The sequence below is a fragment of the Pseudomonas sp. UBA3153 genome (genome assembly GCF_002364635.1).
Lineage (GTDB): Bacteria > Pseudomonadota > Gammaproteobacteria > Pseudomonadales > Pseudomonadaceae > Pseudomonas_O > Pseudomonas_O kuykendallii.
In genome coordinates this window covers 1-10,957 of the sequence record NZ_DEYR01000096.1, presented here as the reverse complement: position 1 = coordinate 10,957, position 10,957 = coordinate 1, and the positions used below count along the sequence as shown (strand labels likewise).

11 protein-coding genes are annotated in these 10,957 nt (G+C 67.3%); 7 read left to right on the top strand and 4 right to left on the bottom strand.

Annotation, left to right across the window (positions count from 1 at the left end):
- Positions 1-107: 107 nt before the first annotated feature.
- Positions 108-380 (bottom strand): YheV family putative zinc ribbon protein, encoded by a 273-nt coding sequence (locus B2X67_RS19675; RefSeq protein WP_090224532.1) that lies wholly within the window; start codon positions 378-380, stop codon positions 108-110.
- Positions 377-2,422, bottom strand: a complete 2,046-nt coding sequence (gene prlC / locus B2X67_RS19670) for an oligopeptidase A (protein ID WP_286786539.1) — start codon at positions 2,420-2,422, stop codon at positions 377-379. The genes B2X67_RS19675 and prlC overlap by 4 nt, the downstream gene beginning before the upstream one ends.
- A 133-nt stretch (positions 2,423-2,555) precedes the next feature.
- On the opposite strand from prlC, the gene B2X67_RS19665 reads away from it, so the two are divergent.
- From B2X67_RS19665 to B2X67_RS19640, 6 genes are all read left to right on the top strand, one after another.
- On the top strand, positions 2,556-3,098 hold the full coding sequence (locus B2X67_RS19665) for a gamma carbonic anhydrase family protein (protein ID WP_282341412.1): 543 nt from the start codon (positions 2,556-2,558) through the stop codon (positions 3,096-3,098).
- Positions 3,099-3,161: 63 nt separating this feature from the next.
- Positions 3,162-4,094, top strand: coding sequence for a cation diffusion facilitator family transporter (locus B2X67_RS19660; RefSeq protein ID WP_286786538.1), 933 nt, complete (start codon positions 3,162-3,164; stop codon positions 4,092-4,094).
- A 155-nt stretch (positions 4,095-4,249) separates the two neighbouring features.
- The gene (locus B2X67_RS19655; protein ID WP_286786537.1) at positions 4,250-5,083 is read left to right on the top strand and encodes a transketolase; all 834 of its coding nucleotides are present in this window, start codon (positions 4,250-4,252) and stop codon (positions 5,081-5,083) included.
- Positions 5,080-6,078 (top strand): transketolase family protein, encoded by a 999-nt coding sequence (locus tag B2X67_RS19650; protein WP_286786536.1) that lies wholly within the window; start codon positions 5,080-5,082, stop codon positions 6,076-6,078. The genes B2X67_RS19655 and B2X67_RS19650 overlap by 4 nt, the downstream gene beginning before the upstream one ends.
- On the top strand, positions 6,071-6,973 hold the full coding sequence (locus B2X67_RS19645; RefSeq protein WP_286786535.1) for an NAD(P)-dependent oxidoreductase: 903 nt from the start codon (positions 6,071-6,073) through the stop codon (positions 6,971-6,973). Before B2X67_RS19650 ends, B2X67_RS19645 begins: the two co-directional genes overlap by 8 nt.
- 103 nt (positions 6,974-7,076) lie before the next feature.
- On the top strand, positions 7,077-8,375 hold the full coding sequence (locus B2X67_RS19640) for an MFS transporter (protein WP_286786534.1): 1,299 nt from the start codon (positions 7,077-7,079) through the stop codon (positions 8,373-8,375).
- A gap of 47 nt (positions 8,376-8,422) precedes the next feature.
- Here B2X67_RS19640 and B2X67_RS19635 read toward each other — a convergent pair whose 3' ends face one another.
- Positions 8,423-9,454 (bottom strand): LacI family DNA-binding transcriptional regulator, encoded by a 1,032-nt coding sequence (locus B2X67_RS19635; protein ID WP_282341425.1) that lies wholly within the window; start codon positions 9,452-9,454, stop codon positions 8,423-8,425.
- A gap of 522 nt (positions 9,455-9,976) precedes the next feature.
- Here B2X67_RS19635 and B2X67_RS19630 point away from each other — a divergent pair.
- Complete coding sequence (locus B2X67_RS19630; RefSeq protein WP_282341427.1) at positions 9,977-10,627, top strand: HAD family hydrolase; 651 nt, start codon at positions 9,977-9,979, stop codon at positions 10,625-10,627.
- On the opposite strand, the gene B2X67_RS19625 is transcribed toward B2X67_RS19630, so the two are convergent.
- On the bottom strand, positions 10,614-10,957 hold a 344-nt coding region (locus tag B2X67_RS19625), incomplete at its 5' end, for a TolC family protein (protein ID WP_286786533.1). The genes B2X67_RS19630 and B2X67_RS19625 overlap by 14 nt on opposite strands.

Below are 10,957 nucleotides of genomic sequence, written 5' to 3'. Positions count from 1 at the left end.
GTCGTCGCGCAGCACCCGCAGCGACTGCCGCGCCAGGGCCTCGCCGAGCACCGCGGCAACGCCGCCGGCCGCGTTGTCGCCGCACACCAGATGCCACATGGGCGCCGTCACTCGGGCTTCTTCAACTTCGGATTGGGGAAGAACTGCACCGGGACGATCTTCGGGTCGGCCCGCTTCGGCGCCGGCTTGCTGACCCGCGTGGGCAGTTCGCTGGGCACCGAATTACCCTGCGCGTCGAGGGTGTCGGAGAAGCCGCAGGCGACGCACTCGCGGTGCGGAACGTCATCGACGCTCCACATCTTGATGGTGTCGGCCGCGCTGCACGCCGGGCACACGGCACCGGCAATGAAGCGCTTCTTGATCACGGGCGTGTCGCTCATGCCGCCTCCGCGCTCAGGCCAAGGTGGCGCAGCAGCGCATCGATGCTCGGCTCACGGCCGCGGAAGTCGACGAACAGCACCATCGGCGCCTGCGAGCCACCACGCGCGAGGATCGCCTCGCGGAACGCGCGGCCGGTTTCACCGTTGAACACGCCCTCCTCCTCGAACCGGGAGAAGGCGTCGGCGGAGAGCACTTCGGCCCACTTGTAGCTGTAGTAACCGGCCGCGTAACCGCCGGCGAAGATGTGCGCGAAGCTGTTGGCGAAGCGGTTGAAGGCCGGCGGACGCAGCACCGACACCTCGTCCCGAATGCCTTCGAGCACCTCCAGCACGCTGCGCCCGTCGCCGTGGGTGGCGTGCAGCTCGAAGTCGAACAGCGAGAACTCGATCTGCCGCACCATCATCAGCCCGGACTGGAAGTTCTTCGCCGCCAGCATCTTGTCCAGCAGGGCCTGAGGCAGCGCCTCGCCGGTCTGGTAGTGGCCGGAGATCAGCGCCAGGCCCTCGGGCTCCCAGCACCAGTTCTCCATGAACTGGCTGGGCAGCTCGACCGCGTCCCAGGCCACGCCGTTGATGCCGGACACGCCGGCATGCTCGACTCGGGTCAGCAAGTGGTGCAGCCCGTGGCCGAATTCGTGGAACAGCGTGGTGACTTCGTCATGGGTGAGCAGCGCCGGCTTGCCGCCGACCGCCGGGGTGAAGTTGCACACCAGGTTGGCCACCGGGCTGATCAGCTCGCCGCCGGCGGTGCGGCGCTTGTCGCGCGCGCCGTCCATCCAGGCGCCGCCGCGCTTGTTGGCGCGGGCGTAGAGGTCGAAGAAGAAGCGCCCGACGTGCTCGCCGTTCTCGCTGATCTCGAACAGGCGCACGTCCGGGTGCCAGCTGTCGAAGCCCTTCAGCTCGGCGATCTGGATGCCGTAGAGGCGCTCGACGATGACGAACAGGCCGGAGAGCACCTTGTCGATGGGGAAGTACGCGCGAAGGATTTCCTGGGAAATGCTGTAGCGCTGCTCGCGCAGCTTCTCGCTGTAGTAGCCGACGTCCCAGCTCTGCAGGTCGTGCAGGCCCTGTTCGGCGGCGAAGGCCTTGAGTTCGGCGAGGTCCTGCGCGGCGAAGGGCTTGCCGCGCACGCCGAGGTCACGCAGGAAGCTCAGCACCTGGTCCGTGGACTCGGCCATCTTGCTGGCCAGCGACAGCTCGGCGTAGTTGCCGAAGCCGAGCAGCTTCGCCAGTTCCTGGCGCAGGTCGAGGATCTGCTCCATCAGCGGGCCATTGTCGTTCTGCCCGGCGTTCGGGCCCTGGTCGGAGGCGCGCGTGCAATAGGCGGTGTAGACCTCTTCGCGCAGGGCGCGGTCGTCGGCGTAGGTCATCACCGCATAGTAGCTGGGGAATTCCAGGCTGATCAGCCAGCCTTCGACGCCCTTGGCCTCGGCGGCCTGCTTCATCTGCGCCTTCGCCGAATCGGTCAGGCCGGCCAGCTGCGCTTCGTCGTCGATCTGCTTGGTCCAGGCCTGAGTGGCGTCGAGCAACTGGTTGGAGAAGGCACTGGTCAGCTCGGAGAGCTTCATCTGGATTTCGCCGTAGCGCTTCTGCTCGGCGGGCGGGAGGTCGATGCCGGACAGGCGGAAGTCGCGCAGCGTGTGTTCGAGGATGGTCTTCTGCGCCACGTCGAAGCCGGCTGCTTCGGGACTGTTCGCCAGCGCCTCGTAGGCCTGGAACAGCGCGCGGTTCTGGCCCATCTCGGTGTAGTACTCGGAGAGCTTGGGCAGGCAGGCCTCGTAGGCACTGCGCAGTTCGGCACTGTTGCACACGGCGTTGAGGTGGCTGACCGGGCTCCACGCCTGGCTGAGGCGCGCGCCCAGTTCGTCGAGGGCCAGCACAAGGCTGCTCCAGCTCGGCGTCGACGGGGCGGCGAGCAGCGCGGCGATGGCGGCGCGGTTGTCGGCGAGGATGGCGTCCACCGCCGGCTCGACGTGCTCGGGCTTGATCGCGGAGTACGGCGGCAGGTCGAAGGACTGAAGCAGGGGATTTTCGGCGGTCAAGATGTTCACCTGTAGCGTGGATTCTCATGCTGTGACCACGCGCGGCGGCTGCCTTTCCCGCGGTCATCGTTCAGCGACATGCCTTCCATCTTAATTACAATCGGGGCTCACCGCAGCCAGAGAGGTTTCTATCGTGGCGATCAGAACATACAACAGCAGCACCCCGCGGCTCGGCGAGCGCGCCTTCGTCGACGCCTCGGCGGTGGTCATCGGCGACGTCGAGATCGGCGAGGACAGCTCGGTGTGGCCACTCAGCGTGATCCGCGGCGACATGCACCGCATCCGCATCGGCGCGCGCACTAGCATTCAGGACGGCAGCGTGCTGCACATCACCCACGCCGGCCCGTTCAATCCGGACGGCTTCCCGCTGATCATCGGCGACGAGGTCACCGTCGGCCACAAGGTCACGCTGCACGGCTGCACCCTGGGCAGCCGCATCCTGGTCGGCATGGGCAGCATCGTCATGGACGGCGCGGTGGTACAGGACGAGGTGATCATCGGCGCCGGCAGCCTGGTGCCGCCGGGCAAGGTGCTGGAAAGCGGCTTCCTCTACGTCGGTAGCCCGGTGAAACAGGCGCGCCCGCTGAGCGACAAGGAACGCAGCTTCTTCGCCTACACCGCCGGCAACTACGTGAAGCTCAAAGATCAGCACCTGGCCGCCGGTTTCGACCACTGACGGACGCGGCGAACTTCGCCGGCCTCGCCCCGGTCATCTGCTCACATTCCCAGGGCACAGCGCATGGCACACGATCATTCCCACGACGGACACGGCAACCAGGCGAACGAGAAGGCCCTGTGGATCGCCCTGGCGCTGACCGGCGGCTTCATGCTCACCGAGCTGATCGGCGGGCTGCTCAGCCACTCGCTGGCGCTGCTCTCGGATGCCGCGCACATGGTCACCGACACCGCCGCGCTGCTCATCGCCCTGCTGGCGATCCGCGTGTCCAGGCGCCAGGCCGATGCGCGGCGGACCTTCGGCTACGCGCGCTTCGAGATCCTTGCCGCCGCGTTCAACGCCCTGCTGCTGCTCGGCGTGGCGGTGTACATCATGGTCGAGGCGGTGCGCCGCCTGATGCAGCCGCCGGAGCTGCAAACCGGCACCATGCTGGCGATCGCCGTACTCGGCCTGGTGGTGAACCTGATTTCCATGCGCGTGCTCAGCGCCGGCCAGGACGACAGCCTGAACCTGCGCGGCGCCTATCTGGAAGTGCTCAGCGACATGCTCGGCTCGGTGGGCGTGATCATCGCCGCGCTGATCGTGCGCTACACCGGCTGGACCCCGGCGGACCCGATCGTCGCCGTGCTGATCGCGCTCTGGGTGGTGCCGCGCACCTGGTCGCTGCTGCGCACCAGCTCCAACGTGCTGCTCGAAGGCGTGCCCTCGGGCATCGACCCGCAGGCGGTGCGCAAAGCCCTCGCCGCGCAACCTGAAATCGAGGATGTGCACGACCTGCACATCTGGGGCCTGACCCCACAACGGCGACTGCTCTCGGCGCACCTGGTGATCGCCGGCACCCTAGACCCGGAGCACGGCGACCGCCTGATCGCACGGGTCAACGAACTGATGCACGACACCTTCGACATCAGCCACTGCACCCTGCAACTGGAACGCAGCCACTGCACCGGGCACAGCCGCCTTCACGCGCACGATGCGTTGCACGGCGAAGGCTGAATCGCCGCTCGGTGGGCACCCGCCCATGGGGCCAGTTACTTCCTGATCCCCCGCCATCTGGACCTTGCATCCACGTCGATGACGACCAGATAATTTTCGACAGTCGCATGTTACCGGTAACACTCATAGACATTACAACAACAGAGAGGACTGTCGTGACGACTCATCCCGATCCCCATGTGGCGTCGCTCGCACGCCATGCCCAGCACATCCGCCGCCAGGTGGTTCGCCTGGTCGCCCAGCGCGGCCAGGGCTATGTCCAGCAAGGCCTCGGCGCGGCAGACCTCTTCACCGCTGTCTATTTCAACGAACTGGATATCGATGCGGACTACCTGGAGCGCCCCGGGCGCAGCCGCTGCGTACTGTCCACCGCGCACAACTCGGCGGTGTTCCACGCCACCCTGGCCGAATGCGGGCTGATCGACGCCGCGAGCCTGGACAGCTATTGCCATGACGGCTCGCCACTCGAGGTGAACGTTTCCGAACGCCTCGGCCCGCTGGTCGAGGCCACCTGCGGCTCGCTCGGCCAGGGCCTTTCGGTGGCCACTGGCATGGCCCTGTCGGCGCGCCGGCGCGGCTTCGACGGGCGCTACTACGTGATCCTCGGCGACGGCGAAATGCAGGAAGGCCAGACTTGGGAAGCCGCGCTCTGTGCCGCCAGCTACGGCCTCGACAACCTGTGCCTGATCGTCGATCTCAACCGCATGCAGGTGGAAGGCAACATCGACAAGGTGCTGCGCATGGACCCCATCGAGGACAAGTGGAGGGCCTTCGGCTGGGCCACCGTGAGCCTCGACGGCCACGACCTGCCGGCCCTGCTCGATGCCCTGGCGCAGGCCCGCGCCTGCCCCGGCAAACCCTTCGCGATCATCGCCAACACCGTGCCAGGCAAGGGTGTCAGCTTCCTCGAGGGGCAAATGAGTCACAACATGGTGCTGAACGGGCAATCCGCCGCCGACGCGCTGAGCGAACTGGGAGAGCCGGCATGAATACCCGTACCGACCTGCATCTGGGCGACTTCACCGCGTCCGCCTCGGTCTATGGCAACCAGGCGATTCCGCGCTACTACGGCGAAGCGCTGCTGGAGCTCGCCGGGGAGAACCCGAATGTGGTCTGCCTGGGCTGCGACCTGTCCGCCTCCACCGAGACCGATCTGTTTCGCGACCGGCTGCCGGAGCGCTTCTTCATGATCGGCATGCAGGAGGCCAACGCTGTCGGCACGGCAGCCGGCATGGCGCGGATGGGCGACATCCCCTTCGTGCACAGCTTCGGTGTGTTCATGTCGCGACGGCCCTACGACCAGATCGCCATGCAGCTGGCCTACCCGAAAACCAACGTCAAGCTGGTCGGCTTCCTGCCCGGCCTGACCACCCTGCTCGGCGTCTCGCACCAGGCCATCGAGGACATCGCGCTGATGCGCGCGCTGCCGAACATGACCGTGGTCGAACCCTGCGGTCCGGCGCAGATCCGTGCCGCGGTCCGCGCGGTGGCGGCGCACTCGGGTCCGGTATACCTGCGCATGGAGCGCCCGGCCACGCCGCTGGCCGAGGGCGAGGAGCCGCTCGAACTGCACATCGGCCGCGCGCAGACCCTGCGCGAGGGCGCCGACGTAGCGATCTTCGCCTGCGGGCTGATGGTGCCCAAGGCGCTGCAGGCCGCGGAGCAGCTGCGCGCCCAGGGCGTCCAGGCGGCGGTGATCAACATGCACACGATCAAGCCACTGGATCGCGACGCCGTGCTCACGCGTGCCCGCCAGTGCAGGGCGATCGTCACCGCGGAAAACCACTCGATCATCGGCGGGCTGGGCACCGCCGTCGCCGAAGTTCTCGCCGAGTCAGGGATGGCCTGCCGCTTCGCCCGCGTCGGCGTGGCCGACACCTTCGCCCAGGGCGGCTCCACGCCGTTCCTCCAACAGCAGTACGGGCTGACCGCCGAACACATCGCCCGCGCCGCCAGCGGATTGCTCGGAGGTGCGCATGTCTGAGGCCTTCAGCGTTGCTTTCCTCGGCCTCGGCACCATGGGCGCGCCAATGGCGCGCAACCTCATCGAGGAAGGCTTCGCGCTGCGCGTGTTCGACGTCAGCGCGGCGGCCCTGGCCGCTTTCGAGGGCTCGGCGTACTGCGCCGAGTCGCCCGCCGACGCCGCGCGCGAAGCCGACGTGGTGATCTGCATGCTGCCCAATTCAAGCTTCGTCGAAGCCGTGCTGTTCGGCACCGACGGCGCGGCCGCGAGCCTGCGCCGCGGCGGCCTGGTGATCGACATGAGTACCGGCTCGGCGCGGGAAACCCTGCGCACGGCACAACGTCTGGAGACCGAGGGGCGGCGCTTCGTCGACGCCCCGGTGGCGCGCGGCAAGCGTGAGGCCATCGACGGCACGCTGATCGTGGTCGCCGGTGGCGCGCCGGCGGACCTCGAGACGGCGATGCCACTGTTCCGCGCCATGGGCGAGAAGGTTCTGCACATGGGCCCGGTGGGCAGCGGCATCCGCGCCAAGCTGGTGAACAACTATGGCTCGATGGTGAACATGGTGATCGCCAGCGAGATGCTCGCCTTCGCCGGCAAGCTCGGGCTCGACCGCCAGCAATTCCTCGGACTGATCAGCGAGACGGCGGCCGGAAAGGGCCAGTTGCTGACCAATTTTCCAAAGAAGGTACTGGCCGGCGACATCACCCCGGACTTTCCGCTGCTGATGGGGCTCAAGGACCTCGGCCTGGCACTCGAGCTGGGCGCCGACGTGGGTATGCCGCTGTGGCTGGGCGGCGCCGCGCGCGAGCTGTTCAGCCTCAGCCGCAACCGTGGGCGCGGACAGGACGACTGCACGGCCATGCTGCTGCTTCTGGAGGAGCTAATGGGGCCGGGCGATAGCGATCCCCGCTGAGCACGCCCGTCGTCGGAGGCACCGCGAACCGTCGAACCGTTTAACCGATCCCTCGCATCCACAGAGAACAAGAACAATGACAGACACTCGCCCCCGCACATCGATGAACAAGGTCGCGTCCGCCAGCTTCGCCGGCGCGGTACTCGAATGGTATGACTTCTTCATCTTCGGCACCGCCGCCGCGCTGGTCTTCGGCCCGCTGTTCTTTCCCTCCGAAGACCGCCTGACCGGCATCATCGCCGCCTTCGCCGCCTCCGCCGTGGGCTTTCTCGCGCGACCGCTGGGCGGGCTGGTATTCGGTCATTTCGGCGACCGCGTCGGGCGCAAGAAGAGCCTGCTCGCCACCCTGGTGATCATCGGCGTCGCCACCACCCTGATCGGCTGCCTGCCGACCTACGGGCAGGTCGGCATCTGGGCGCCGATCCTGCTTTCCGTGCTGCGCCTGCTGCAGGGCTTCGGCCTCGGCGGCGAATACGCCGGCGCCGCGCTGCTGACCATCGAGCACGCGCCGGAAGGCAAGCGCGGCTTCTGGGGCAGCGTGCCGCAATCGGCCGCCGCGGCCGGCGTGCTGCTGGCCACCGGAGTGTTCGCCCTGGTCATGCAGCTACCGGAGGACGCGGTGTTCAGCTGGGGCTGGCGGATACCCTTCCTGCTCAGCTCGATCATGATGGTGGTCGGCCTGGTGATCCGCTTCAACATCACCGAAACGCCGGACTTCAAGAAGGCCGTCGAAGAGGCAGCCGGCAAGCCGAGCCGCCCGCCGCTGCTGATCCTGCTCAAGGAAAGCCCACGCGCGCTGCTGCTGACCATCGGCGCACGGCTGGCGGAAACCACCGCCTCCAACGTGATCAACACCTTCACCATCGTCTATGTGTCGAGCCAGTTGGCGATGGACCGCTCGATCCCGCTGCGCGGTGTGCTGATCGCCTCGGCCATCGGCATCTTCATGTGTCCGCTCGTGGGCTGGCTGTCCGACCGCGTCGGCCGGCGCACCATGTACGTGGCCGGCGCGGCGTTCATGGCGCTGTTCGCCTTCCCCTACTTCATGCTGCTCAACACGCAGAGCGTCACGCTGATCTTCCTGGCCATGGTATTGGGCTTCAACCTCGGCCAGATGACCATGTTCGCCGTGCAGCCGACCTTCTTCAGCGAGCTGTTCGGCGCCGGGGTGCGCTACACCGGGCTGTCGATCGCCTATCAGTTCTCCGCTATCTTCGGCGGCTTCTCGCCACTGATCGCCGCCTCGTTGCTCAAGTTCGGCGGTGGCGAACCCTGGTATGTGGCGATGTTCCTCGCCGTGGTCTGCCTGGTTTCGCTGATCTGCGCGGTAGTGGTGAAGGGCGACGCGTTGCCGGTGGGCGTCGCCCTGGGCAAGCCGGGCACGCTACGCGGCGGCGTCTAGCGTACCGACGGCAATGCGGGGCCTGCGACACGCCGGCCCCGCCGGTTTCAGGCGCTGTCGCGTTCGACCAGCTCGAAGCCCAGATCGAAGATACGCTGGCCGCTATCGCGCTGGTTCAGGCGGTCGAGAATGCACTGCGCCACCTGCGCACCGATGGCCTTGCGCGGCACGTGCAGCGTCGTCAGCGAGGGGCTCATCATCGAGGAAATCCCGGTGTCGTCGAAACCGGCGATGGCCAGGTCGGCGGGCAGCTTCAGGCCGCGTTGCAGGCAGGCCAGCATGACACCGACGGCGAGAATGTCGGAGCTGGCGAACACTGCATCCAGCGCGTGCGCGGCGAGCAGGCTGTCGATCGCCTCGCCGCCGGCGACGAACTCGAACGGCGCATGGACCAGTTGCCAGGGTTCGCATGGCAGCCCGGCCTCCTCCAGGGCCGCGCAGAACCCCAGCTCGCGCTGCTGCGCGCGGTCGTTGTTCTCCAGCAGGCCGCCGATATAACCGATGCGCCGGTGACCCTTGCCGATCAGGTAGCGGGTCATCTGCAGCGCCGCCTCGTAGTTCGACATTCCGACGCAGACATCGATGGGCGTGTCGGTCAGGCTCCACATCTGGATCACCGGGATCTGCGCCGCGCGCACCAGTGCCTCGGTGGCCGGCGTCTGGATGCAACCGGTGAGGATCAGCGCGTTCGGCCGGTAGGCGAGGAAGGTGCGCACCAGCTCTTCCTCGGTCTGCGCCGAGTAATGGCTGTGGCCGATCAGCAGGTGCAGCCCGGCCGGACGCAGGATGCGCTCGATCTCCTGCAGGGTTTCGGAAAAGATCGAGTTGGAGAGGTTCGGCACGATCGCCGCGACGATGGGACCGCGGTTCGACGCCAGCGTCATTGCCGCCAGGTTCGGGGTGTAGTCGAGCCGCTTCACCGCCGCCTCGATGGCCTCTCGGGTAGCGCTGGCGACCTTCTCCGGCAGTTTGAAATAGCGCGACACCGTGATCGACGAAACTCCTGCCTCGCGGGCGACGTCGTGGATCGTGACCTTCTGCGAGAAGCCGCGGCGCTTCCTGGGTTTCTTTTCGCTCATGACGACCTGCGCCTGCGTCGCTATGGAAAATTCCACCCGATTATGCCGGACAAGAAGCGCGAACTTGGGAGAATGTGAGCCGGCGCCCGGCTGCCCGGCGCACGAGAACACCTGGGCGGCTGTGAACGTGCCACCGATGGGATTTTCGCCAGAGGTTCTTGGAGTGCCTAGGCGGCAGTGAAGGGGTGGCGCGACGAAAGCGGCGTATTGAGGATTTCTGAGCTGCCTACGCGGCAGTGAAGCCGCCTCCCTCCGCGAGATGGGCGAGCTGTTCTTTCTGAGCTGCCTACGCGGCAGTGAAGGCCGTCACTCTGCACGAGCAGCGCCTGGTAGCTTTCTGAGCTGCCGGATAGGCAGCGCAAAAAATGGCGCGCGGGTTCGAGATGCCGTGCCACCGCTTCATTTCCGGACAGGCAGCTCAACATCCTCTCCACGCGACGTAACCGATTTCCCGTTGGCGATTTGCGGCTCGGGGTGGGGTGCGGGACAATTCGCGTCCGTTCTCAGTGCGCGACAGGCCCCATGCATCAGTCCACCGTTCTCTTCGACCTCGACGGCACCCTCACCGACCCGCGCGTGGGCATCACGCGGTCGATTCAGCATGCGCTGGCGCAGCTGGGTATCGACGAGCCGGATCTGGCGAAGCTGGAGCCTTTCATCGGGCCGCCGCTGCTGCAGGCGTTCATGCAGCAGTACGGCTTCGACGAGGCGCGGGCGTGGGAGGCGGTCGGGCATTACCGCGAGCGGTTCAAGGTCACCGGGCTGTACGAGAACCGGGTGTTTGAGGGCGTGCTGGAGATGCTCGACGCACTCAACGCCCAGGGCCGCACGCTGTACATCGCGACCTCGAAGCCAACCGTGTTCGCCCGCGAGATCGCCCGCCACTTCGGCTTCGACCGCCACTTCAAGGTGATCTACGGCAGCGAACTGGACGGCACGCGCACCGACAAGGTCGAGCTGATCCGCCACCTGCTCGCCGAGGAAGGCCTGGCCCCGGCCGACTGCCTGATGATCGGCGACCGCAAGCACGACCTGATCGGCGCCCATCGCAATGGCCTGCAGGCGGTCGGCATCGGCTACGGCTTCGGCAGCCACGCCGAGCTGATGGCCGAGTCGCCGGCCTGGTACTTCGCCACGCTGGCCGAGCTGCAGCAAGCCTTCACTCGCCCGTAGCAGCCTGCCAGCCACCGCCCAGCGCCCGTGCCAGGGCCACGCTCGCCTGCAGGCGGGCCAGGCGCAGCTGGGCGCTCTGGTCTTCGGCGGCATACAGGGTGCGCTGGGCATCGAGCAGGTTGAGCAGGTCCTCGGCTCCGGCGCGGTAGCGCCGCTCGGCCAGTTGCAGGGCGCGCTCGGCCTGGGCCTGCACCTCCTGCTGGGCCTGCCACTGGGCCTCGACGCCGGCGCCGGCATTGAGCGCCACCTGCACGTCGGCAAAGGCCGCGACGATGCTCTGCCGGTAGTCGGCGAGCAGCTCCTCGCGGCGCGCCGCCGCGCGGTCGCGCT